Consider the following 24,292-nt stretch of genomic DNA (forward strand, 5'->3'; position numbering starts at 1 on the left):
GCGGGCGTCGCGTTCAGGTTTGTCTCTTACACTACCGTCGAAGAGTTCAAAGGCTCCGCCGCACTCGATGCAGAGGATCTCTGCGGCCAGGCCGGCGAACATATGAAATCGCGCGCCGCGCTTATTCTCGCCGCGACGGAACACACGCCCTCCCCGGCAGTTCTTCTTTCATGGAAGGAGATCGTCATGATCAGCGGAACAAAAGGTGCCCGATGGGAGGGTGTCAATGAAAACGGCGGACGGCCTTTATGCCTGCGCGCCGGGCAGAAGGAACGCCGGCAAGATGACAAAAGCGTTGAGCACTGGGGCCAGGCTTTACCGAAATTCGGTCAAGGCACCACCGGTCCCAAGGCAGACGACCTTGCGAGGATGGACGCGCTTCGCGAAGCTGCGCGCAGGCACACCGACGTATTTCTCTCCGAGAGTACCAAGGATGTCGACCAACAAAAGGCGTCGCGAATTCGCAAACGGCCCTAAACTCAAAGGAGCTATGAGATGTTACCGACGACAAAAATCGCCGCCGCCTGCTGCGTGCTTCTCGCCCTTTCCTCTTGCGGGAACACTATCCGCGGCGTCGGGCGTGATACGGCCAACACCGTGGATGCCACCCAAAATGCCGGAAATCGGGTAGGCAGAGCAGCGGCGAATTGAGCGGCAAGCACAGTAGAGACCCGTTCTCGGCCATTCGGGCCAAATTCGCGGGCGGACCTTTCCGCCGGTCGGCCAACGCCTGCGTTTAGGGATCGGAAAAGCGCAAGGGCCCGGAAGCGCGACGGCTGACGACGAGCGCATCGGAGCTCACGCGAAACCGTGAGCGCCGACGCGCGGCTTGTGCAATTCGTTGAAGGCGGGCTTCCCCCTCGTTTTCAAGGTTGTGTTTCGACATAGCGCTTGACCCCAGCGTGCGCATTGAACATTGGCGCCTGCGGCACTAACTTCTGCAACCGAATGCATGAGATATCCGGCCTTGCCAGGGTCGATGTGTCGCTTGGAAGGGTAATCTTCCGCATTTGTTCACGCCAAAGCGGCTCCTCTTCCGACCCTGTGTTAACCGGGACAGCAGCTGTGCCTCCAATCGTTAAAAGGCTTTCGCGTTGGTTAGGGAGGCAGTCTACGCTTCGGACTTCAGCTCCTGACTTGTCGATCGTACCACCTCCAGGAAGCTTCGCAGTGCTTTTCGCGCACCTCGTGGCTGCCATCCCATGGCCAATTCCCAGGCCAGGTCTACAGGTGCATCAATCAGTGGGATGAATACTACACCAGCGATCTTCATCGTCGTCGCGCCCAAGGGCACCAATGATACGCCAAGCCCCGCGGCGACCAAGCTCAAAATCGTATGCATCTGCCTTGCTTCCTGGACGACATTCGGTACGAACCCCGCCGTCCTGCAGGCATTTGTAATCTTCCCATGTAGCGTCGGGCCTTGTGGGTAAGGAAACATAATGAAATCGTGTCCAGCCAGATCAGCAAGCCGGCAAAACTTCGAAACAGCGAGGGGGTGATGTGATGGTGCTGCGACAACCAGCTTGTCCCGGTGTATCAGTTCCACGGCGAGGCCATCGACAATCTTGATCGGCGGATGGAAGAAGCCAAGATCGATATCACCGCCGGCAAGATCGGCCAATTGCGCCTCCGTGGAACGTTCATCGAGGCGAATTGTCGTATCTGGCCAAACCTCGTGGAAGGCGCGAATGGCTCGAGGAAGCAGCCGATAGAGAGCTGCGGAGACAAAGGCGATGGAAATCAGGGCAAGGTCGTCCGAAGCCGCTCGGCGGGCCAAGCGAACGGCGTCTTCAGATTGTGCAATTGTTCGACGAGCCTCCTCCAGAAACACACGACCCGCTGCAGTGAGGCTCACCATGCGTTGCGTCCGCTCGAATAGCGGAAATCCCAAACGCTCCTCAAGCCTCTTGATCGATTGGCTAAGCGGTGGTTGCGCCATGCCGAGCCGGGCAGCGGCGCGTCCGAAATGCAATTCTTCGGCAACGGCAATGAAATGCCGCATATGGAGTAAGCTGATGATCATATCAAGACAATATCAATAAACACTGTTTTGATATTTGAAAAATTCACCCGCAACACCGATTTACGGTCGATCCAGTCGAGCCAGCCCATGGGCGGAAAATGATCTCGAAGGAGTGACCATGCAAAAACTTGCTTTTTATTGCGCTGCCATCGCGACGACCTTCGGTGTTGTGCCTACATTCGCAGAAGTCGAACGCAAGGATTTCCGGGTAAATGCTGAGCCTGATGTCGAACTGGCTATCCGGGAGGTCCGCAAGACAGAGGCAGAGCGCAACGGGCCTCCCATCGTCCTTGTGCATGGAGCACGGGTGCCGGGTATTGCCTCCTTCGATTTGCCGGTCGAAGGAGGATCACTGGCTGCGGACTTGGCAGCGAGAGGATACCAGGTATTCATCGTGGACGTCCGTGGCTACGGCAGATCGGACCGTCCCGGACAGGATGGTCCGCCGGAGGGCCGGCCGCTGAGCCATTCCAACGAAGTCGCCCGCGACATCGATGCTGCGGTCGAGGCTATCCGGGAAAGGACTGACAGCCGGCAAGTCGGGTTGCTCGGCTGGGCCACCGGCGGACATTGGGCAGGCATGTACGCATCTCTTTTCCCGGAAAAGGTCAGCCACCTCGTCGTCTATAATTCACTTTACGGCGCAACCTCTGGGCATCCGACACTTGGATCGGACAGCGAGACCGCCGACCCGAATGATCGCCGCCGCTTTAACATTGCGAAGTTCGGGGCCTACCGGTTGAACACGGCTGCTTCACTCATGCCCTCCTGGGACAAATCCATTCCTGTCGACGCCAAGGAAAGCTGGCGTGATCCGGCAGTGGTCGCAGCCTACCAACAGGCGGCGGTGGCGTCCGATCCGACATCTGGCGATCGGAAGCCAGCTGCATTCCGCTCCCCTTCCGGGGCAATGGAAGACAGCTTCTATCTTGCCTCCGGCAGGCAGCTTTGGGACGCTGCATCGATTACTGCACGCGTGCTGATCATCCGTTCTGAGAACGATTTTTGGAGCCGTCCCGATGACGTAACGACGCTTGAAGGCCACCTCGTCAATGCTGCCCACGTCCGTAGCGTCACGATTGCGGGCGCCACGCATTATGTCCACCTCGATCGTTCCGAGCGTGGCCGTTCGCAATTCCTCACAGAAGTGGTGGGATTGCTCTCGGAATCCGACAACTCCGCAAGCCGGTGAGCTCATGTTCAACCGTGGTATCCTCTCACTCAAAGAGCCTCTAGGCAGCGGCTGAATTCTGGTCGCGCCGAAGGCTCCCGACGAGTTCGGCACCGTCGTCGGTGGATAGGTGCCCTTGTGAGCCTCGGTTGGGATAAGGGGCTCAAGACCCCGTTCAACGCGGTTCTGGCTTGCCTGGCGGCGGTTGCGATCGCAACCACCGCCCGAAACGCTAAGCGGTGTCTGGAAGGCCGCCGATCAGTTTGTCGATGGTGATCGGATAGTGCCGGACCCTGACGCCGGTCGCGTTGTAGATGGCGTTGGCGATTGCGGCGGAGACACCGCACAGCCCGAGTTCGCCGACCCCCTTCGCCTTCATCGGTGACGACATCGGATCAGTCTCGTCCATGAAAATAACGTCCTGATGAGGGATGTCGGCATGCACTGGTACCTCATAGCCGGCAAGATCGTGATTGACGAAGAAGCCGCGGCGGGCGTCCACCGCGAGCTCCTCCGAAAGAGCCCCGCCCGCCCCCATGGTCATCGCACCGATCACTTGGCTGCGCGCGGTAATCGGATTGAGAATGCGTCCCGCCGCGCACACCGCCAGCATCCGTCTGATGCGCGTTTCTCCCGTGGCGACGTCTACCCCGACCTCGACGAAGTGCGCGCCGAAGGTCGATTGTTGGTGCGTTTCGGAAAGCTTGCCCCATTGGATAGTATCTTCACCAACCAGTCCCTCGGCGCCCGCTGCCTCTGCCAGTGACACCGACCGGTTGCCGGAGCGGACCTCGCCGTTTTCGAAGACGACATCCTCGGAATTGAAACCAAGTTTCTGCGCAATGGTTTCCCTCAGCTTTACGCAGGCTGCGTAAACACCCGCCGTCGAGCAGTTGCCCCCGAACTGCCCGCCGGAACCGGCGGACACCGGAAAGCGGGAGTCGCCAAGCCGGACCGCGACCTTGTCGACGGTGACGCCCATCATCTCAGCCGCAGTCTGCGCGATGATGGTGTAGCTGCCCGTTCCGATATCGGTCATGTCGGTTTCGACGGTAACGACCCCTTCCCGGGCGAGGCGGACGCGTGCTCCGGAAGGAAGCAGCAGGTTGTTGCGGAAGGCGGCTGCAACGCCAATGCCGATCAGCCAGTTGCCCTCACGCTTCGACCCCGGTCTTCCTCGTGCGCTCCACCCGAAGCGCTCGGAGCCGAGCTTCAGACATCCGACGAGATCGCGGTGAGAGAACGGCCGCGCGGGCTTCTCGGGATCGACCTGGGTGTCATTGATAATCCTAAACTGCACGGGATCGAGACCGAGCTTTTCGGCCATCTCGTCGATGGCGATCTCCAGCGCCATCAAGCCAGGCGCTTCGCCTGGAGCACGCATCGCGTTGCCTTCGGGAAGGTCGAGCGTCGCCAGCCGCATCGCCGTCATGCGGTTCGCGCCGGCATAGAGCAACCTGGTCTGATTGACGGCCGTCTCGAGCTGTCCGCCTTTCAGATCGCCTGACCAGCTTTCATGAGCGATCGCGGTGATCTTGCCGTCGCGTTCCGCTCCGATGCGGATGCGCTGGATGGTCGCCGGGCGGTGGGTCGTGTTGTTCATCATCAACGGACGCGGCAGGGCCACTTTTACTGGTCGCTTCGCAGCCTTTGCTCCAAACGCGGCAAGGACGGCGTCGGCACGCAGAAATAACTTGCCTCCGAACCCGCCGCCGATGAATGGCGACATCAGATGAATTTTCTCCTTTTCCACGTCGAGGGTGGTCGCCAGGTCTGACCGCCACCAGTCTATCATCTGGCTCGAGGTCCAGACCGTCAGCTCGTCGCCATCCCAGGCTGCGATGGAGGCATGCGGCTCCATCATCGCGTGGGACTGGTCCGGCGTCGTGTAGGTTTCGTCGATAGTGATCGGAGCCGTCCTGAAAGCCGCATCGAAGTCGCCGGCAGCTGAGTCCGGCTGCTGGGACTCGTCCGGCTTCACCGCCGACTTCTTCGCCTCTTTGAGGTCGAAGGCGCCCTTCTCTTCGGCATACTCGACCTTTACCAGTGCTGCGGCTGCGCGGGCTTGTTCGAAGGTTTCGGCCACGACGACGGCGATCGCCTGGTGGTAATGCTGGATCTCGTCACCACCGAAGAGCTTGGCGGTGTTAAACTTGCCTTTCTTCCGTTCGCCGACTTCAGGCGCGGTCACAACGGCGATGACGCCTTGCGCCTTTTTTGCGGCAGAGACGTCCATGGATTTGATGCGGCCCTTGGCGACAGCCGCGCCCACGGGATAGCCGTAGGCGTACGGGACCTTGGTATCGTGCCATTCGTAGGCGTACATCGCCAGGCCCGTCGTCTTGAGCTGGCCGTCGATGCGATGGATCGGCTGGCCGACGACCTTGAGCTGGTCGATCGGGTTCGTAGTTGCTGGCGTATCGAACTGCATGGCTATCCCCTCGCTTGCGAGATGACCGCTGCGAGCGTGCGCTCGACCAGGTCCACCTTGAAACGGTTCTGTTCGGTAGGACGGGCGTCCGCGAGAAGGACACCAGCGGCGGCGCGGGCCCCTTTCGGCAGCTCGGCTTCGGCCGCCTCGACGCGCCAAGGCTTGTGGGCAATGCCGCCGACGGCGACGCGACCGGTCCCATCGGGTTGGATAACCGCGCCTACGGAAACGAGTGCGAAGGCGTAAGAGGCGCGATCGCGGACCTTCCTGTAGATATGACGCCCTCCGATCGGCGGTGGGAGGATGACCCCTGTGATGAACTCACCGCGGTCGAGAACCGTCTCGATATGCGGAGTGTTGCCCGGCAGGCGGTGGAAGTCGGCGATGGGGATGGAACGCTGGCTGCCGTCTGCCTTTACCGTTTCGACCACGGCGTCCAGCGCTCGCATGGCGATCGCCATGTCGCTCGGATGGGTGGCGATGCAGGCCTCGCTCGTGCCGACGACGGCGTGCTGGCGGGTGACGCCGCCGATGGCCGAACAGCCGCTGCCTGGCTGGCGCTTGTTGCATGGCTGGTTCGGGTCGTAGAAGTACGGACAGCGCGTGCGTTGCAAGAGGTTCCCCGCCGTCGTCGCCCTGTTGCGGAGTTGACCGGAAGCGCCCGCGACGAGCGCTCGGGACAGGAGCCCGTAATCTCGACGAACGGTTTCGTGTGCCGCAAGATCCGTGTTGCGAACCAGGGCTCCGATACGCAGTCCGCCGTCCGAAGTGGCTTCAATCTTGTCCAATTCGAGGCCGTTCACGTCGATCAGATGCGTCGGCGTCTCGATCTCGAGCTTCATGAGGTCGAGAAGGTTGGTGCCCCCGGCGATAAATTTCGCTTCCGGATTGGAGGCGGCCGCTTGGGCCGCGGCTTCGACGGACGAGGCCCGTTCGTAGGTGAAGGCTCTCATGCTTTTGTCCCCGCGACCTCGACGATGGCGTCGACAATGTTGGAATAGGCGCCGCAACGACAGATATTGCCGCTCATGCGCTCGCGGATCTCGGCCGGGGTGACGGCCACCTTGGCGGTTAGGTCGCCAGTGACGTGGCTCGGGATGTTCGCCTTGATCTCCTCCAGCACCGCCAGGGAGGAACAGATCTGCCCAGGCGTGCAGTAGCCGCACTGAAACCCGTCGTGCTTGACGAAGGCCGCCTGCATCGGGTGGAGATCGCCTGGCTTTCCGAGACCCTCGATCGTCGTAATCTGGTTGCCTTCATGCATGACGGCAAGCGTCAAACACGAGATGACGCGACGGCCGTCGACCATGACGGTGCACGCGCCGCACTGGCCGTGGTCGCATCCCTTCTTCGTACCCGTCAGATGGAGGTGTTCGCGCAGCGCGTCGAGGAGCGTTGTTCTATTGTCAACGTCGAGATCACGCCTCTCGCCGTTGACGGTGAAGGACATTTTCGTTGTGTAGTGCATTGCGTTTTCCGCAGATTGTGCCGCCGCTCCCCCAGCTGCGACGCCGGTGATCGCGACGGTCGCGGCAGACGAGATAAGTAAGTCCCGACGGGAGATTTCGAGTTGAATGGGGTTATGCATGTACAGGTCCACTTCACGCTCATTGCATGGAGGCGCGTCTATCCGATCCGGTAAAGGCGCCAGCAGGCTAGATAGAGCAGAAACGAGCGATGATTAGGCCTTCCTGCTGCATACCCTTATCGATCTGATTCATGAATGGCGTTCCAACAGGCAAGTGTAAGGTTTATGCCGGCCATACACGCTCAGCCTCTCGTATCATGACCGCCGAAGGGAAGTACGCATCAAATCAGTGGATTGATGCCGTCGAACCCGTTCCCTCTCTACCCTTTTGCGAAGCTGATGTGTCAAGGTGGATAAGGAAACGTTCAAGAGGAACCGCCTTACATGACGACGACAAACGAAATCGCAGACAAGATTGCCGGTGAACATGGCCTTACCAAAGTCCAGAGCAAAGCCGTCGTAGAGGCGGTCTTCGCCTCCATCACGTCGGCCGCCACATCTGGCGCCGAGACCTCGATCCCAGGCTTCGGCAAGTTCAAGGTAAAGGAGACGCCGGAGCGCGAAGGCCGCAATCCGTCAACCGGGGCCACCGTCAAGATCGCTGCTGCAAGGAAGCTCGCCTTCACGCCGGCCAAGGCAGTGAAGGATGCTCTGAACAAGTGATCTTTCGGATCAAGGAGGCCCGCCTTTGAACTGACCCCATTTAGTTGGGCAGTTTAGAAGGCCGGGCTGATTTTTGGGCTGAGTTCTGTACCGTGCAGGGCTCAGCGCCTGCGTTCGCACAAATCTGCAAGGCAGCATCCCCGGCGCGGCACGTTTGCCAGGATGCAGGCATCCGTTCCGTTCGCTGGAGCGGACGTCAAGTCGTTCAATCCTGCGGTGGCACATTGGCCGGATTCCACACCACTTCCCAAAGGTGGCCGTCCGGATCCGTAAAGTATCCAGCGTATCCACCGTAAAACGTTTCCTCAGCGGGCTTTACGATGGCTGCTCCCGCAAGCCGGGCCTGTTCCATGACCTCGTCAACCTCACGGCGATGCGAGACGTTGTGGCCGATCGAGAACGAGGTGCTGCTCGCGGGCGCTTTCGCCAGACCGCTGTCGTGAGCCAGATCATCCTGAGCCCAAATCGCAAGTTTAACCCCGCTGGAAAGGTCGAAGAACGCGACGGCGCCATGCGCGAACTCACGGCCGACGATCCCTTGAGTGGGCAGTTTCAGGCCGTCACGATAAAAGACAAGCGAGCGCTCAAGATGGGCAACACCCAGCGTCACGACAGAAATTCGCGGTTTCATGGACATTCCTCCATCTCAATCAGCTCCGCCAAATCCGAAGTCGACGGGGCTTCGATTTGTAAACAGTACTGCCGAAAAAGTACTGGCGCGCTTGCGTAACACTCAGAGTTGTTTTTTCTTTGACTCTAGGCCGACCGATATCTCAAAGCGTCGACCAGAAGCGCGAATGCGGGCGAAGCCAGGCGGCGGTTTGGATAGTAGAGATGATAGCCAGGAAATGGTGGGCACCAGTCCTCCAGCACCGAAACCAATTTACCCTCCTTCACCAGCGGACCGAGATGATCGTCGGGGAGACACGTCAACCCGATACCGCTCAAAGCGGCGTCGATTATCATCGGCACATCATTGCAGATGAACTGGCCGTCGACGCGGACGTTCAGCGGGCGTGTATCTTTCTCGAATTCCCATGCGTAGAGCCCGCCGAGCGTAGGAAGGCGCAGATTGATGCAGGTGTGCTGCGTCAGGTCGTGAGGTGTCCGAGGCTTCGTATGGCGCTCGAAGTACTGCGGCGATCCGGCAACCACCATGCGAAGCTCCGGTCCGATCCTTACAGCGATCATGTCCTTCTCAACGCCCTCTCCGAGCCGTATGCCAGCATCGAAGCGCTCAGCGGCCAAATCAACGAACCTTTGCTCGATCGATATTTCCACGTTGATTTCGGAAAATTCGGCCATCAGACGTTTCACGGCAGGCATGAGTATGGTCTCGGCCGCGTGTCGACTTGACGTGATGCGTATCGTTCCGGCGGGCCGCTGACGCAACGCGCTCAAGGCATTGATCCTGCTCCGGATGTCATCGAAGGCTGGGCGCAGAGTTTCGGCCAGTTGCTCGCCTGCATCAGTAGGAGAGACATTGCGCGTCGTTCGTGTGAGCAACCGCACGCCCATGCGCTCTTCCAGACGGCGCACGGTGTGGCTCAACGAAGACTGAGATGTTCCGAGCTGTGCAGCCGCGCGGGTAAAGCTACGCTCCTCCGCGACTGCGAGGAAGGCGACAAGATCCCCGAGTTCGTCCCGCTTCATTCATGAATCCACAGCATAGGTCCATGCCGAACCTAGCACCTAATAGATCGTGGCCGCCAGCGCTAATTTGAAGGTCACGCGTTTCATCATCATCGGCGGTTGCGCCATGGCAGGTGTAGCCCGACAGGTCCCACCACGCAAAAATGGAGAATGCAAATGCAGAAACGTGTCCTTGGAAAGAGCGGCCTGGAGGTATCGGCTCTCGGCTTCGGGTGCATGGGGCTGAACTTCAGTTACAGTCACGCCCTGAGCAGGCAGGACAGCGTGGCGCTCATCCGCGCAGCGGTCGAACGCGGCGTGACCTTCTTTGATACTGCTGAGGTCTACGGCCCATTTACCAACGAGCAGATCGTAGGTGAAGCGCTCGCGCCGGCCCGCGACCGCGCGGTCATCGCAACCAAGTTCGGCTTCAACATCGAAGACGGGAAGATGGCGGGACTGAACAGCCATCCCGAACACATACGCGAGGTCTGCGACGCATCGCTGAAGCGGCTCGGTGTCGAGGTTATCGACCTCTTTTATCAGCACCGCGTGGATCCGAACGTGCCGATTGAGGATGTCGCCGGCGCGGTGAAGGATCTGATCGCAAAGGGCAAGGTCAGGCACTTCGGACTGTCCGAACCTGGCGCGCAGACGGTGCGCCGCGCCCACGCCGTCCAGCCCGTTGCGGTACTACAGAACGAGTATTCGCTTTGGACCCGCGGGCCGGAAACCAACGGCATCCTGGCCGCGTGCGAGGAACTCGGTATCGGCCTTGTTCCCTATAGTCCGCTCGGCAAGGGATTCCTCACCGGTGCGATCAGCAAGGAGACGGAGATCGGAGACAATGACTTCCGTAAGATTCTGCCGCGCTTCACTCCTGTAGCGCTTGAAAAGAACCAGGCCCTCGTCGATCTGTTGAAACGCATCGCAGGAGAGAAAAGCGCGACACCGGCTCAGGTCGCTCTGGCCTGGTTGCTTGCCCAAAAGCCGTGGATCGTGCCGATTCCGGGCACCACGAAGCTGCATCGCCTAGAAGAGAATCTCGGAGCAGTCGACGTCACCCTGACGGCCGCGGACCTTACCGAGATCGAGGATGCCGCTGCGACGATCGAAATTGAGGGGGAACGCTATCCGCAACAGCTGATGGCCACTACCGGGCGCTGATGCTTGGACGAGTTGGCGCAGAACTGTGCCCGCCCGTGCGGCAAGATTGGTGCTGGGCGGTCTGGCGCAGTCCGCCGCTTCCTGTCCTACCTGATGGACCAGATACTCGATCGCATCATCGACCCAGGCAAGGTTTTCGCCCGCGAACCGTCGCTTGCCGAAGTCGCCGAAGGCTATGGCGCCATGGACGAATGCCGCACAATAAAGACGCTGCGCAGGTCCAATTGAACGTCGGCGAGGCGCTGCTATTGCGGGACGCGTGCACATAGTCCGGTTCATGAATGGGAGATATGGACCCAATCGGATGCAGCAATCTAATCGAATGGGATTCGTCACCCATCTCTCACACACTAGACGCGACGCGCTACTGGTGAGCTAGCGTTCACGGGAGCAGACCATGGAAGAGGAAAGCCATATGAAGAACATTGCCGCAGGCATCGCCATTTCCGCTCTCGCCGCGGCAGGAGTCGAGGCTCAGGAACGTCGCCGGGTCGCTCCACCCGCCGTCTACGACGTCGCGCCCGGCCTTGCCCACTTCACCGACGATGTACTCTTCGGCGAGGTTTGGGAACGAGCAGAACTTGCACCTCGCGATCGGAGCCTCGTCACCGTCTCGGCGATCATCTCGACCGGCAAGACGGCGCAGATTGGCGGTCATGTCCGACGTGCTCTCGACAACGGCGTGAAAGCCGAAGAGATAGGCGAACTGGTCACCCAGCTCGCCTTTTATTCCGGTTGGCCGAACGCCATCTCCGCCGTAGCAGAGACTAAAACAATATTTGACGAGCGTAACATCGCTCCGGTCAAGAACAGTGTGGCGGCCCGGATTGAGCTTGAGGCTGCCGCCGAGGCGGCTCGCGCAGCGACGGTCAATGCCTCCGTCGCTCCGACCGCCGCTGGGCTTGCCGATCTCACAAACCGCGTGCTTTTCGGGGACCTCTGGCAGCGGCCAGATCTTTCGGCCCGCGACCGCAGCCTGGTTACGATGTCGGCGTTGATTGCTATTGGACAACCGGAGCAGCTTTCTTTCCATGCGAACCGGGCGATGGACAACGGCTTGACCCGCGCAGAAGCATCTGAGGTCGTAACCCAGGTTGCCTTCTACGCGGGTTGGCCACGAGCCATGTCCGCAGTGCAGGCGCTCCAGCGGGTGTTCGACAGTCGCAAGACCGCCTCTCAAGCAGCAGCGGCCTGGGCCGACCTTAAGATAACCCGCGTGGACCAGGGCCGGGCCAGAGCTCCCGAACAATATTTCACGGGCGAGGTTGAGACCTCCGGCTTCTATCGGGGCGATGCGCCCGCCCGCATAGGCGGAGCGACAGTGTCCTTTCCGGCCGGGGCCCGTACGGCATGGCACACCCACCCGCTCGGTCAAACGCTCTTCATCGTCTCCGGCCGCGGCTGGGTTCAGACAGAAGGAAAGCCTATCGAGCAGGTCGGACCGGGCGACGTGGTCTGGATACCGCCGCTGGTCAAGCACTGGCACGGCGCGTCGGCAGGCGAGCCGATGACGCATTTTGCCGTCGCCGAAGCCCTAAATGGCAGTTCGGTCACCTGGCTGGAGAAGGTTTCCGACGAAGACTACAGCAAGGGTCGCGAAATCGATTGACTGGCCGGCGGAGCCTGAACGAGGAATCGATGCGGAACAGGATCTGACGACGAACTCTTCCAAAGGCTCTGTCTCTGAGCAGCCGGCTTCACGCGAGCAGGCCGGCGTTCTTAGGGGCTTGGGCCATAAGGTGAGCGTGGGCACCCGCGCAATCCAAAAAAGCTCCACGAACTGGGTGGGCATTTTCTGCGGCAAATCATCCTCGCAATTACGGAAGCAAATTCCACAAATGCAACGTGAGCGCCGGGGTTGGAGCGTTCTCTGGCTCCCGCCATCATGGCGGGTTCGTTTTAGGCTGCCGGTTCAGTGAGACGGGCTTTAGACGGGAGGGCAACGGAAGAATTGCCCTCCCGCGAACAATCAGGCGGCTTCTGCTGAAAAACGCGCAAATAGCGGCTTAAGGCGGGGATGACGCACCGCCTGAGGCGGATGAATCTCGACGGTCCGGCCGGATTTCGTCTCACGCCTGAGCCATTCGCTGATGGTCTCCGCACTGGTGTGATCAATATAAAGCAGGTGTTTGCCGATGATATTGACTTTACGGCCTTCGGGCAGCCCTTCGAGCGTGCTGAGCAGCACCGGCACGTCCTTGCAGGTGACCGCTCCGCCCAGCCGGACATGAATTTCATCGTCGACCTCGGAATGCCTGATTGCGAGCTTTCGGCGCAGATAAGGAAGAACCTCTAGGATCGACAGCGCAAGGCCGAGCGCCACCCCGACCAGCAGGTCCTGCAGGACGACCATGGCCACCGTGACGGCCCAGATTCCAACCGGCATGAGACCATGATGTTCGAACAGGTGGCGCACATGGTGAAGGCTGATCAGCCGCCAGCCGGTGACGAGCAGCACGGCGGCGAGCGCCGTCAAGGGTACCATTTCCAGCAATCCCGGCAAAAGCGCAACAAGGCCCAGGATCCATACGCCGTGCAATACTGCCGAGGCGCGCGTGCGAGCCCCAGCCTGGATGTTGGCTGATGAACGGACGATAACACCGGTGATAGGCAATGCCCCGAGCAATCCGCAAAGCCCGTTACCGACGCCTTGGGCGAAGAGCTCCTTGTTGAAGCGCGTGCGTCCCCCGTCATGCATGCGGTCGACGGCGGCGGCCGAAAGAAGCGTTTCGGCGCTCGCAATGACGGCAATCATCAGGATCGTCAAGATAATGCCGGGCTGCGCCAGCTGGCTAAAATTCTCGACCGTCGGCATCGATATGCTCTCTGCCAGTGAGGCAGGCACTTCCACACGGGCGATCGGGAGTTCAAGTGTTGTCGTCAGGACCGTCGCGGCAGCAACTCCGACAAGCGCCCCCGGAACCAGCGCCAGCCATTTGGGCCGGAATTGTTCCCAGCAGACCATGGCGAGGAGGGCGATGAGACCGACCAGCAGCGCGACGGCCTCGTTGGTCACGCTGGCGCCCCACAATCTACCGACACTCTCGTTTATCGCGGTGACATTCTCGATACCACCTGCGGCAGGCTTGGCATCCATGAGCACATGGACCTGTCCGAGGATGATCAAAATGCCGATGCCGGCCAGCATGCCATGAACGACGGCCGGCGAAATTGCTCTGAACCAGGAGCCGATCCTCAGGAAACCCGCCATGATCTGCAGGAGGCCGACAACGAGCAGCACGGGACCGAGCATGGCAATGCCATACTGTTCGACGAAGCCGAAGACGATGACGGCAAGACCGGCGGCAGGCCCGGAGACCTGAAGAGGCGAGCCTGCCAGCAGGCCGACGACGAGGCCTCCTATGATACCGGAGATAAGCCCCATGGCCGCTGGTACCCCGGAGGCGATCGCAATTCCCAGGCAGAGCGGAATGGCGACAAGAAAAACCACCAGGGACGAAGCGAGGTCGCGCGATAATGCAGAGCCGTTGTTTATCATGGCGCTACTCCCCGGCAAGCGTTGCGGCAACCCGCGGCATGACATGCGGGTGATCTCGTCCTGTGATGGCGACCGGCAGCGGCTCCCCCTCCTGCACCTCGGTAAACGTTGCCAAGACCCCGTCATAGACTTGCACCTCGCCCGTCCCAATGTCGAAGAACCAGCCGTGCAGCGTGATCTCGTTGGTCGCAAGCTTCGCAGCTACCGACGGATGGGTCTTTAAATGGTTGAGCTGCACGACGACGTTTTCCATTGCCACCGCGCGCACGCGGTCAGTTTCGGAGAGATCGTCGGGATAGGCTTGGCAAACAATCGAATAGGCGGCGTGGCTGTGCCGCAGCCAGGCTGCGACATTCGGCATTGGTTCCAGAATTTCCGGATGGCACAGCCCTTTCATCGCCCCGCAATCGGAGTGACCGCAGACAACAATGTCGCTGACGCCGAGCGCCAGGATCGCATATTCGATTGCGGACGAAACCCCACCATTGAGGGTCGAGAATGGGGGAACAATATTGCCAGCATTGCGGCAGACGAAGAGATCACCGGGACCGGACTGCGTAATCGTTTCCGGCATCACTCGGCTGTCGGCACAAGATATCATCAGGGCATGTGGCTGCTGGCCTTCGCGCGCCAGCTTGCGGTAAAGCGCCGAGTGATTCGGAAACACGGCGCCACGAAAATTGGAGATACCTTTCAGGAAATCACCCATATATCGGATCCTCTCTCTGGCCGGACGTCGGACTGGGAGGATGTCTCTCATCCGGCGGGTTGCAGAAGCGATGTGTTCGCACGTGCACAATAAAGGGCGGGACGAGAGCAAAAAAAGAGTCTCGCAGCATATTGCGTCGCAACATTTTTTGAACAAGACGTGATCTGGCCGATTGCCGCTCACGTCGCGAAGTCCAAGATCGAACGAATGCGATCCACGCCTTCGCGCGGGGATCCCGCCGCCGAATTCGCGGTGATTCGCAGATGCCCTTATTCCGACGGACACTACCGCATCATGATCCAGCAGGATCTTAAGACGGGTATCTCATGCCCGATGCAGTTGGGGGTGAAAGTCCGACAGGACGGGACATAGAGCAAGAGGGAACATCAGCCTGATATGGGGGGCTTGAGTGGAGGTCCCACGAACTGGACTGGCAACTCCCATAGAACAGAAATTCTGGCCGCAGGGGTGGTGCCGTCCCGCTTGAGCGACAACGCAAGCGTCATCGGCTGCTCAGCAAATACGGTGAAGCCAGTGCAGAACGGCTATGAAATTTCGGCTGTGTCCGCCTCAAGCCCCGACCGCCAAGACGGACCGCCGCTCCTGCCCGCCTTCTCCGCCATGCGGATTTCGTATGCCTTACCCCAGTTTGCCATCACGGTCACGGCATGGTTGAGGCTGCGGCCGAACTCGGTCGCGGAATATTCCACCCGCTGCACCTTCCCCGGAAACACCTCGCGGCTGATGAGATCGTCCGCCTCCATCTCGCGGAGCTGCTGGGCAAGCACCTTCTCGCTGATCCCTGACAGGATGCGCCTTAGCTCGCCAAAGCGGCGCGGCGAGAGATTGATCTCCCAGAGGATGTCGGTCTTCCACTTGCCACCGATCACGTTGAGCGCACTGGCAAAGCCGCAATCGTCGTCCGGCAGGCGTTTCATTTCCGTTCTCCCCTTACTGCAGAGTAACCGCTTACCTGAAGGTACGCAATTTACCTCTCCGACTCGCAGCCGTATCAAATGACGTCTCAAATATTGGAGTTCAATTCGATGACGACAATAGGGTTCTTCGGCGCGGGCCGGATGGGAGCTTCACTTGTTCGAACGCTCGCAAAATGCGGCCATGAGGTGCATGTCTGGAACAGAACGGCGGCGAAGGCGGAAGCGCTTGCGCCGTTCGGTGTGCAGCCGAAGCCAACGCCGGAAGCAGCGGCGGCTGAGGCCGAGATCGTCTTCGTCAACCTTCTCGACTATGCTGCCTCCGACGCACAGCTGAGAAAGCCGGAGGTCACACAGATGCTGAAGGGCAAGCTCCTGGTGCAGCTCACCTCGGGCTCCCCAAAAGCGGCCCGCGACACCGGCGCCTGGGCGACCGGCCACGGGATCGCCTATCTCGACGGGGCCATTATGGCGACACCAAATGTCATCGGAGAACCCGACACGCTGATCCTCTTCGCCGGGTCGAAGTCGCTTTACCAAAAGAACGAAAGGGTATTTGTGGCGCTCGGCGGCAAATCCGCCTTCCTCAGCGAGGATTTCGGGGCTGCATCGGCCCTCGACAGCGCCCTTCTTGGGCAGATGTGGGGCACGTTGTTCGGCACGCTTCAAGCGCTCGCCATTAACCGAGCAGAAAACATCAATGCCGATACCTACGCGACCTACCTCAAGCTCGTCCAGCCGGTCATCGACGGGGCCGAGCGGGACCTCCTGCAACGGGTCCGCGACGGCCGCGACGGCGGTGACGATGAAACATTTGCAACAATCGCTGCTCACAATGTCGCTCTCCAGCATCTACGGCATATCAACGCCGATCGCGGCCTGAACCCGGTCCTTGCCGACGCCTACGACAGCCTCTTCAGAACCGCCATCCAAAATGGTCACGTCGGCGACGATTTCGCCATACTGGCCCGTTTCATGAGGGCGCCATGACCGGTGCGGAAAAGCCCGTCGTCCGCACGGCGTGCTGTTCCTGCGGCAGCCTGAAGCTGACCCTCCGCGGGGCGCCGGAAAGGGTCTATGCCTGCGCTTGTCTGGACTGCCAGAAAGCGACTGGCTCGGCATTTTCCTACCGGGCGCGTTATCGCAAACAGGCCATCATCGCCGACGACGGCAAGCGAGGACGCTTCCGGCGCTTCACCGACAAGGGCCGTTGGATGGATCAGATCTTCTGCCCGAATTGCGGCACGCTGATCTACATGGAGGCGGAGGTGCTGGACGAGCAGATCGTCGTCTCGATTGGCTGTTTCGCCGAGCCAGATTTCGCGCCGCCAGCTGCGATCTTCTGGTCACGGCGCCGCCATTGCTGGTACGAGCCGAACCCAAAGATCCAGCTTGTCGAGTAGCCTCAATGCACTGCGACCGCCGCGCTCAAACATTGTAAGCGGTCTACCGGCCCGAACCCATCCGCCGTGCTGCCATCAGCGATCCCTCAATGGCAATATGGGTCAAGGGGTGCCGTTGTCCTTGCATAGTGTTTCGGTTTTGCATTTGGCCCGATGGCCTTCTCCAACACGTCACTGGAACCTTCATCGAGGAGGGACCGAGCCGGCAAGACTCTATTGCCCGCCTCTCGCGGCTTGGGTTTCAGCTTCTTCCGCGGTTTCCTCTCGCGGCCGCCTCAATCTGGGTACCGATCGAATATTGGAAGCACGTGGATGTGCTCGGACCAGGGCAAGCGTTCCGCAACCTGAACCTGAATGTCAGGGGCAACCATCGTTGGGTCGTCGAGGGTGGCAATTTGCACGTCGACGATCCCGGGGATGAGGGCTTCGTTCACATAGATAAGGCCTGTTCCGCATGTCGCGCAGAAATGTCGGTGCGCTTGGCCGTTGGATGACCAGATGCGAGGTTCGCCTTTGGTAATTCGGAAGCTGCCGGCCGCTACCCCCATCCAGCCGACCATCGGCGCACCAGACGAACGACGACAGTCCTCGCAGTGGCAGATCGCAGCATGAACAGGTCGATCTGACTCATATCGAACGGCGCCGCAACGGCAACCGCCAGTGAGTCGGTTGTTGGAGCCGGCTTCAACCATTTCCAGGTCCTCCCAATCCTTGACCTCATCTGATTGCGCGCTATAGCACGAAATCGCCACTCTTGCCTTGACCGCTGGGCGAATTTCTCATGGGAATCCGCGCGCGAGTAACTTTCATCAAGACTGGAGACAAGTCACAATGCAAGTGGCCGCATAGCACCGACCAATCCCGACGATCGGGGACCGGATCGAAGCACTTTCGATGACGTCACCCGTTTCGACGCGCAGACGCATAAAGCTCTTACCCGCCGTTGATGCCAGTTCAACGCTGAAGCCTGGTCAGTGCTTGACCTTTCCAATCCCCCGGTCGCACTCACCAGGCTTTGCTTTGGTTTTTGCCTTTCGGCGACGATCGACAGGAACAGTGCCGCCGACGTCGTCGCTCTCCTTGAACCGTCCTTTTCATTGCGCCGGACATAGCGTTCGTCGCTGCCTGTGCCGACCAGTTCGGCCTTGGTCATGTCATTCATCCGTCAGTTGCGACCGACATAGAACGCACGCCGTGGCAAAAAGATGCATCGAATCAAGACCATGATATTGACTCGGAAAACGAGCCGCGGCGCAGGGCAAGTCATTGAAATTAGATTCGTTTCGAATCGGAACAATCGATGAGTGATTCAGTTGATTCGCGATGATTGGAGTCAGGAGTCCGCGTAAATGGTTACCCCGCGAGCGAACTGGAAGGGCTACGTCAAGTTCGGTGAAGTTGCGTTTCCAGTCGCGCTTTACACGGCTGCCTCGTCCTCCGAGCGGATTGCCTTCAATACCTTGAACCGCAAGACCGGCAATCGCGTCCGCCGCGAATTCGTCGACAGCGAAACCGGAGATCCGGTGGAGCGCGAGGCACAGGTGAAGGGTTTCGAGATCGAGGACGGGCGTTTTGTTGTCCTCGAACCCGAAGAAGTTGCAGCGGCGATTCCAAATAGCGACAAGACACTGAAGGTCGAGGCATTCATTCCTTGCAACGAGGTCGACGACGTCTATTTCGACAAACCTTATTATCTGGCGCCCGACAAGATGGGGAGCGATGCGTACAAGCTCCTGCGCGACGGCATGAAAAAAGCCAAGGTCGCAGCAATTGCTCGCGCGGTCCTGTTTCGGCGCCTGCGCACCCTCCTCATCCGGCCGCACGGTAAAGGCCTGATTGGATCGACGTTGAACTACGACTACGAGGTGCGTTCATCCGAAAAGGCGTTCGAGGAGATGCCGGACCTGAAGATTGAAGGCGAGATGCTGGAGCTGGCAAAGCACATCATCAACACCAAGAAGGGTGAGTTCGACCCGAAACAATTCGACGACCGCTACGAGGAGGCGGTGGCCGAGCTCGTGAAAGCAAAGATGGAAGGCCGCACGCTGCCGAAGAAGAAGGCACCCCCGGCATCCAAGCCGAGCGATCTTCTGCAGGCCCTGCGTGAAAGTGCCGGAATGTCCACGCCTGCCAAGAGCAAACGCACCGCGGCCAACGCCAACGCCGGCAAAGGCCGGCAAAAGGCCAATAGCGCCGCCGCGTCCACGGCCCGTCGCACTGCTGGCGCCCACCAGCGTCGTGCTGGCTGATCGAAGAGGACACCATGGCTCTCCGCCCTTACTGGAAAGGCTATCTGAAGCTTTCGCTGGTTACCTGCCCGGTACAGATGATGCCGGCCACGTCGGAAAACGAAAAGGTGCGCTTCCACACGCTGAACCGGCAAACCCACAATCGCGTCGTGAGCCACTATGTCGATTCCGTCACCGGCAAAGAGGTGAAGGACGAAGACGAAGTCAAAGGTTACCAAAAAGGCGAGAACGACTATGTCATTCTCGAAGACGAGGAACTCGAAAATGTTGCACTCGAGAGCACCAAAACCATAGACATCGAGGTGTTCGCGCCGCGCGATAGCGTTGGATGGATCTGGCTCGATACGCCTTACTACCTGTCGCCGGACGATCCAGTCGGCCAGGAAGCCTTCTCGGTCATTCGCGACGCCATGGCGGCCGAGAATATGGTCGGTATTTCAAGACTTGTCATCTCGCGGCGGGAACGCGCTGTCATGCTTGAGCCGCGCGGTAAGGGCATCGTGCTCTGGACACTGCGTTACGGGGATGAGGTCCGCGACGCCGAGACCTATTTCGAGAAGATCGATGACGAGATGACCGACAATGAGTTGATGCCCCTCGTTCAGCAACTCATCAAAAAACAGACACAACCCTGGAACCCGAAGATGGCCTCCGACCCCGTCCAGGATAAGCTTCTCGACATCATCGAGGCGAAGAAGAAGCTGATTAAGAAGGCCCCTAGGGCAAAGCCGAAAGGCAAGGACAAGGAAGAGCCGGCGCCAACCAACGTCATCAACATCATGGATGCATTGCGCAAATCGGTCGAAGCTGAAAACCACCCGGAGAGGCAGTAGCCTCATGACGCGCCCGCGCCGGCCCTCTTTGCCATTGCTCGACGTGTCCCGTTCTGCACTCCAGTCGCGTCCGATCCGCAAGCGCGATCCTGACCAGCCGAACCTGCCCTTCGATCCGATGCCGCAGCGCGTGGAACCCTGCCTCGCGCTGCTCAAGAGCGTGGTTCCGGTGGGACCGGATTGGCTTTACGAGGTGAAGTGGGACGGTTACCGGCTCGCGATCCATATCGAACCAAAGGGTGTGAGTATCATCACCCGCGGCGGCCATGACTGGACCCACCGCTTTCCCTCGATCGCGACGGCGGCAAAGGGCCTCGGGGTGACGACCGCCATTCTCGACGGCGAGGCCGTTGTTCTCGACGATCAGGGCCGGTCGGACTTTGGCGCTTTGCAGCGTTCGCTCGGAGGTCGGGGCGGCAAACGGATCTCGAGCGAGTCCATCCTATACGCCTTCGACCTTCTCTATCTCGATGGACACGATCTCACTCGCACCGAGCTTGCCGTGCGCCGGCGCCTTCTTGAAGATCTGATACCAGAAGGCAGCAATGAGACCATACGCCTTTCCGAAGCGATAGAACTGCCAGCCGAAGATCTCCTTGAGCACGCATGCCAGGTCGGCCTGGAAGGGATCATAGCCAAGCATCGGGATCAACCTTACCGCAGCGGCCGGACTGGCGACTGGCTGAAGATCAAGTGCGTCCAGAGCGAAAGCTTCATGGTCGTCGGCTACGAACAATCGGCCTCAGCGCGCGGCGGCATCGGCAGTCTGTTATTGGCCGGCAAGAAGGGCTTCGACTGGGTTTATGTCGGGTCGGTCGGCACCGGTTTCACCAGGAGCGATGCCGAGCACTTGAAAAAGACGCTCGATCAGCTGAGAACGAACAAGCCCGTGGTTCCTCTCAAGGGCAAGCGCTTCGTCTTCGTGCAGCCGACACTGATCGCCGAGATCGAATTTCGCGGCTGGACGCACGACCGCAATCTACGACACGCTTCCTACAAAGGGCTTCGGGAGGTCCAGGACAACGCGGCCGTCTTCGATGTGACGGATTGGTGATGGAAACAGATCACACCGTTGGCGGCGGGACAGGCAATCAGCGCTTCGCGGGAGCTGTTCGCGCGAAGGGCCGGCGATTGCTTCCCGATGGCACGGCACGTCAGTGATGACGAAAAGCCACTTCTCAAGCGCGAGCTGGATTATTGGCATGCACGGCATGCCAGCATGAAACCAACTATGGCGAAAAGCCAGCCCCCATGCGTTTTGGCATGACGGCAACTCAGGCCATGACCATCAAGGCAATATGAGCCGCAGCAGAGTGATTGGACATGCCGCTCATGCGGCGGCTCTTGTTCGGCCCAAACGCTTAATCGCCTGCTCCAGCGGCCGCTGGGCATCACAATAGCCTTGCCAGGCCGACGTCTTTGCGAGCAGAACCGGCACAGTCCTGACCGTGAATCGCTGCGGATCGAGGTGGGATTTGACCTGCGTCCATGTCAGCGGCATCGAGACGGTGGCGCCTGCTCGGGCCCGTGGTGACAATGGTGCAACCGCCGTCGCCATGCGGTCATTGCGCAAATAGTCGAGGAAGATCCGGCCGTCCCTCAAGCTCTTGGTCATCTTGATCAGATAGAGTTCGGGATTGTCGCGCGCCATCTGCTGGCAGACGGCATGCGCAAACCCTTTCGCCTCCGGCCAGGAGAGCGGCTTGCGCTTGTTGATGGCAAGCGGAGTGACCACATGAAGGCCCTTGCCGCCAGTTGTCTTACAGAAACTGATCAGTCCGAGTTCCTCGAGCCTGTCACGCATATCGCGGGCTGCTGAAACGACTGTGGAAAAGGGTACGTCCGGACCAGGATCGAGGTCGAAGACGAGGCGTCCCGGCACTTCCGGCTGCTTCGGCTCGCAATTCCAAGGATGCAGTTCGACAGCACCGATCTGAGCGACGGCTGCCAAACCCTCGACCCGGTCGATCTGCAGATAAGGCTTCTTGTCACCGAAGACCTTCACCAGTTCGAGAAGGCTCGAGGTGCCAGGCATGGCATGTCGCTGGAAAAACTGCTCACCACCGATCCCGTCAGGCGCTCGGATAATGGAGCAGGGCCGCCCCTTGATGTGCTCGATCATCCAGGAACCGACGGCTTCGTAATAGCGGGCCAGCTCTTCCTTGGTGACGGGTCCCTTGTCATTGGCATCCGGCCACAGCGGCTTGTCCGGGTTGGAGATCAGCACGCCCATCACCTCCGCCTTAACACCCTTCCGCCGCGTTGACCTAGACCCCGTAGATGCCTGAGCCGGCCGGGGCACGTCGGTCTTGGAAGGCTTCGCCGGCCGTTCGGCCTCGACTTCCTTGGCCGGCTTGTCATCGCGCAGTCCCTTAAAAGCAGCTTGGCGGACAAGACCGTCAGCGGTCCAGCCTGCGAATTCGATTTCCGCCACGAGTTCGGGCTTCAGCCAAGTGATTTCCGCCCCCTTCTTCGGCGCGCCGATGCCATTAAAGGGCGATTTCGTCGTCTCGAGCGCCTTTAACTTCGGAAGCAACGTTTCCACTTTCTTCGCGCCGTATCCGGTACCGACGCGGCCGACATAGACGAAGTTGTCGCCGTAGTAGACGCCGACCAACAAGGATCTGAACTTGCCATTCGTCTTGGCATAAGCCCCCAGCACGACCTCGTGGCCGGCCCGACATTTGGATTTGGCCCAGGTTTCGGTTCGGCCAGATTGGTACGGCGCATCCACCTGTTTCGAGATGATGCCTTCCAGCGACAGCTTGCACGCAGATCTGAGGACCGCGTCGCCGCCAGTTTCGAAATGCTCGACAAACCGAATGCGGGGATTGTTGCCTGCCTCGGCCAGCAGGGTCTGCAACCGCGCCTTCCGATCTACGACTGGCAGAGATCGTAGATCCTCACCACCGTCGTAAAGAAGATCGAATGCGAAGTAGACGAGATCGCCGGCTTTGCCTTCCGAAAGCGCCGCTTGCAGGGCTGCGAAATCGGGCGCGCCATTCTCGTCGAGGGCGCAGATCTCACCATCGATAATCGAATCGGGCAGTGCAGATGCCGCCTCGCTTATTTCGCGATATTTGGCTGTCCAGTCGAGGCCCTTGCGGGTCTTCAGCGTCGCCTCACCGTCCAGCACGCGCATCTGGATCCGGTAACCGTCGAACTTGATCTCGTGGATCCAGCCCTTGCCCGCGGGGGGGCGCTCCAGGGTCTGACAGAGCTGTGGCTCGACGAAGTCAGGCAGGTCGACAGGCGAAACCTGCGCCTTGCCGTCGCGCACATCCGATTTTCGCTGGTCAGCGGCTAGGCCTTGATGGCTGTCCCAGACCGCATCAGCCTGAACGTCGCCTCCCGCAACGATGAAAGGTTTGGGCTTGCGCCCTTTGCCAGCGGCGATCATCTCCATTGTTCGGCCGGAGGCGACCGATGTGTCATTCTCCTCCAGGATCGCCGCGCCATTCTCCTCGACCGAGAACGCGTCATGGTGCTTGATCAGCAGCCAGTTGGTTCGCTTGCCACGTTCGCGGTCGTTGCCCATGCGCACCAGCACGAAGCCGCCATGCAGGCGTTTGCCTTCGAGGGTGAATTTGAAGTCGCCCTTTTCCAGAGCTTGCTTCGGGCTCTTCTTTCCTTCCGGCTTCCAATAGCCACGGTCCCATAGCATCACAGTACCGCCGCCATACTGGCCTTTCGGGATAGTCCCTTCGAAATCGCCATAATCGAGTGGATGGTCCTCCACCTCGACCGCTAACCGCTTGTCGTGCGGGTCGAGGGACGGACCCTTCGTCACGGCCCAGGACTTGAAGACCCCATCGAACTCGAGCCTGAGATCGTAGTGAAGGCGGGTCGCGTCGTGTTTCTGGATGACGAAACGAGGGCGATTGCTGCGCGCAATGCGCGCTTCACCGCTCGGCTCAGCGGTCCTTTGAAAATCGCGCTTCGATCGATAGGTCGATAGTTTGTCACTGGCCATGGTTGTTCCCGAAAACAGCGTCCGACAGCGGAATGCTCCTTGGCAGCTGGAAGTTCCATGATGGCGTTCCTGC

At 59.9% G+C, this 24,292-nt stretch carries 24 protein-coding genes; 12 read left to right on the top strand and 12 right to left on the bottom strand.

The genetic code is table 11. From position 1 onward, the window contains the following. The first annotated feature begins 186 nt into the window (after positions 1-186). Together BLP23_RS33025 and BLP23_RS34380 are read left to right on the top strand one after the other, a co-directional pair. Entirely contained in the window at positions 187-477 is a 291-nt protein-coding gene (locus BLP23_RS33025; RefSeq protein ID WP_139187043.1) for a hypothetical protein, read from the top strand. Between the two features lie 18 nt (positions 478-495). After that, positions 496-651, top strand: a complete 156-nt coding sequence (locus BLP23_RS34380; protein WP_092584531.1) for an entericidin domain-containing protein — start codon at positions 496-498, stop codon at positions 649-651. 460 nt (positions 652-1,111) lie between these two features. Here BLP23_RS34380 and BLP23_RS08950 read toward each other — a convergent pair whose 3' ends face one another. Then, positions 1,112-2,026 carry a LysR substrate-binding domain-containing protein gene (locus tag BLP23_RS08950; protein WP_092584532.1) on the bottom strand — a complete coding sequence of 305 codons (915 nt, stop codon included), beginning with the start codon at positions 2,024-2,026 and terminating at the stop codon, positions 1,112-1,114. 118 nt (positions 2,027-2,144) lie between these two features. Here BLP23_RS08950 and BLP23_RS08955 point away from each other — a divergent pair, with 118 nt between their 5' ends. Then, entirely contained in the window at positions 2,145-3,218 is a 1,074-nt protein-coding gene (locus tag BLP23_RS08955; RefSeq protein WP_092584533.1) for an alpha/beta fold hydrolase, read from the top strand. Between the two features lie 211 nt (positions 3,219-3,429). On the opposite strand, the gene paoC is transcribed toward BLP23_RS08955, so the two are convergent. Genes paoC through paoA form a run of 3 tightly spaced genes read right to left on the bottom strand, consistent with a single transcriptional unit; the run spans position 3,430 to position 7,216 of the window. Next, positions 3,430-5,628: an aldehyde oxidoreductase molybdenum-binding subunit PaoC gene (paoC, locus tag BLP23_RS08960; RefSeq protein ID WP_092584534.1), complete on the bottom strand. Its 2,199-nt coding sequence runs from the start codon at positions 5,626-5,628 to the stop codon at positions 3,430-3,432. Positions 5,629-5,630: 2 nt separating this feature from the next. Further along, positions 5,631-6,581 (bottom strand): FAD binding domain-containing protein, encoded by a 951-nt coding sequence (locus tag BLP23_RS08965; protein ID WP_092584535.1) that lies wholly within the window; start codon positions 6,579-6,581, stop codon positions 5,631-5,633. Next, complete coding sequence (paoA, locus tag BLP23_RS08970) at positions 6,578-7,216, bottom strand: aldehyde dehydrogenase iron-sulfur subunit PaoA (protein ID WP_092584536.1); 639 nt, start codon at positions 7,214-7,216, stop codon at positions 6,578-6,580. Before paoA ends, BLP23_RS08965 begins: the two co-directional genes overlap by 4 nt. 324 nt (positions 7,217-7,540) lie before the next feature. Between paoA and BLP23_RS08975 the strand changes: the two genes are divergently transcribed. Next, on the top strand, positions 7,541-7,819 hold the full coding sequence (locus BLP23_RS08975; RefSeq protein WP_092584537.1) for an HU family DNA-binding protein: 279 nt from the start codon (positions 7,541-7,543) through the stop codon (positions 7,817-7,819). Positions 7,820-8,024: 205 nt separating this feature from the next. On the opposite strand, the gene BLP23_RS08980 is transcribed toward BLP23_RS08975, so the two are convergent. Together BLP23_RS08980 and BLP23_RS08985 are read right to left on the bottom strand one after the other, a co-directional pair. Further along, positions 8,025-8,450, bottom strand: a complete 426-nt coding sequence (locus tag BLP23_RS08980) for a VOC family protein (protein ID WP_092584538.1) — start codon at positions 8,448-8,450, stop codon at positions 8,025-8,027. 125 nt (positions 8,451-8,575) lie between these two features. Beyond that, positions 8,576-9,472, bottom strand: a complete 897-nt coding sequence (locus tag BLP23_RS08985) for a LysR family transcriptional regulator (protein ID WP_092584539.1) — start codon at positions 9,470-9,472, stop codon at positions 8,576-8,578. Between the two features lie 156 nt (positions 9,473-9,628). Here BLP23_RS08985 and BLP23_RS08990 point away from each other — a divergent pair, with 156 nt between their 5' ends. From BLP23_RS08990 to BLP23_RS08995, 3 genes are all read left to right on the top strand, one after another. Further along, a complete protein-coding gene (locus BLP23_RS08990) occupies positions 9,629-10,618 on the top strand; it encodes an aldo/keto reductase (RefSeq protein ID WP_092584540.1) in 990 nt (329 codons plus the stop codon). A 3-nt stretch (positions 10,619-10,621) separates the two neighbouring features. Beyond that, complete coding sequence (locus BLP23_RS33030; RefSeq protein ID WP_139187044.1) at positions 10,622-10,846, top strand: MDR/zinc-dependent alcohol dehydrogenase-like family protein; 225 nt, start codon at positions 10,622-10,624, stop codon at positions 10,844-10,846. A 187-nt stretch (positions 10,847-11,033) separates the two neighbouring features. Then, positions 11,034-12,227, top strand: coding sequence for a (R)-mandelonitrile lyase (locus tag BLP23_RS08995; protein WP_092584949.1), 1,194 nt, complete (start codon positions 11,034-11,036; stop codon positions 12,225-12,227). Between the two features lie 360 nt (positions 12,228-12,587). Here BLP23_RS08995 and BLP23_RS09000 read toward each other — a convergent pair whose 3' ends face one another. From BLP23_RS09000 to BLP23_RS09015, 3 genes are all read right to left on the bottom strand, one after another. After that, entirely contained in the window at positions 12,588-14,117 is a 1,530-nt protein-coding gene (locus BLP23_RS09000; protein WP_092584541.1) for a SulP family inorganic anion transporter, read from the bottom strand. 4 nt (positions 14,118-14,121) lie between these two features. Continuing rightward, positions 14,122-14,826 carry a carbonic anhydrase gene (locus tag BLP23_RS09005; RefSeq protein WP_092584542.1) on the bottom strand — a complete coding sequence of 235 codons (705 nt, stop codon included), beginning with the start codon at positions 14,824-14,826 and terminating at the stop codon, positions 14,122-14,124. A gap of 545 nt (positions 14,827-15,371) precedes the next feature. Beyond that, positions 15,372-15,764, bottom strand: coding sequence for a winged helix-turn-helix transcriptional regulator (locus BLP23_RS09015; protein ID WP_092584544.1), 393 nt, complete (start codon positions 15,762-15,764; stop codon positions 15,372-15,374). Between the two features lie 78 nt (positions 15,765-15,842). Here BLP23_RS09015 and BLP23_RS09020 point away from each other — a divergent pair, with 78 nt between their 5' ends. Together BLP23_RS09020 and BLP23_RS09025 are read left to right on the top strand one after the other, a co-directional pair. Then, positions 15,843-16,751: an NAD(P)-dependent oxidoreductase gene (locus BLP23_RS09020; RefSeq protein WP_139187045.1), complete on the top strand. Its 909-nt coding sequence runs from the start codon at positions 15,843-15,845 to the stop codon at positions 16,749-16,751. After that, positions 16,748-17,164: a GFA family protein gene (locus BLP23_RS09025; protein ID WP_092584546.1), complete on the top strand. Its 417-nt coding sequence runs from the start codon at positions 16,748-16,750 to the stop codon at positions 17,162-17,164. Before BLP23_RS09020 ends, BLP23_RS09025 begins: the two co-directional genes overlap by 4 nt. 275 nt (positions 17,165-17,439) lie before the next feature. Here the strand turns inward: BLP23_RS09025 and BLP23_RS09030 are convergent, their stop codons facing one another. Both BLP23_RS09030 and BLP23_RS35220 read right to left on the bottom strand, forming a co-directional pair. Then, positions 17,440-17,856 (bottom strand): GFA family protein, encoded by a 417-nt coding sequence (locus BLP23_RS09030; protein WP_092584547.1) that lies wholly within the window; start codon positions 17,854-17,856, stop codon positions 17,440-17,442. Between the two features lie 134 nt (positions 17,857-17,990). Further along, a complete protein-coding gene (locus BLP23_RS35220; protein ID WP_407691775.1) occupies positions 17,991-18,317 on the bottom strand; it encodes a hypothetical protein in 327 nt (108 codons plus the stop codon). Between the two features lie 196 nt (positions 18,318-18,513). Here BLP23_RS35220 and ku (BLP23_RS09040) point away from each other — a divergent pair, with 196 nt between their 5' ends. From ku (BLP23_RS09040) to ligD (BLP23_RS09050), 3 genes are read left to right on the top strand one after another with little or no spacing between them, the layout of a single operon-like run. After that, positions 18,514-19,413 carry a non-homologous end joining protein Ku gene (gene ku / locus BLP23_RS09040; protein ID WP_092584548.1) on the top strand — a complete coding sequence of 300 codons (900 nt, stop codon included), beginning with the start codon at positions 18,514-18,516 and terminating at the stop codon, positions 19,411-19,413. Positions 19,414-19,427: 14 nt separating this feature from the next. After that, on the top strand, positions 19,428-20,246 hold the full coding sequence (gene ku / locus BLP23_RS09045; protein ID WP_092584549.1) for a non-homologous end joining protein Ku: 819 nt from the start codon (positions 19,428-19,430) through the stop codon (positions 20,244-20,246). 4 nt (positions 20,247-20,250) lie between these two features. Next, entirely contained in the window at positions 20,251-21,300 is a 1,050-nt protein-coding gene (gene ligD / locus BLP23_RS09050; protein WP_092584550.1) for a non-homologous end-joining DNA ligase, read from the top strand. A 276-nt stretch (positions 21,301-21,576) separates the two neighbouring features. Here the strand turns inward: ligD (BLP23_RS09050) and ligD (BLP23_RS09055) are convergent, their stop codons facing one another. Further along, entirely contained in the window at positions 21,577-24,219 is a 2,643-nt protein-coding gene (gene ligD, locus BLP23_RS09055) for a DNA ligase D (protein ID WP_092584551.1), read from the bottom strand. Positions 24,220-24,292: the final 73 nt, after the last annotated feature.

The sequence above is a fragment of the Rhizobium mongolense subsp. loessense genome, assembly GCF_900099775.1.
Lineage (GTDB): Bacteria > Pseudomonadota > Alphaproteobacteria > Rhizobiales > Rhizobiaceae > Rhizobium > Rhizobium loessense.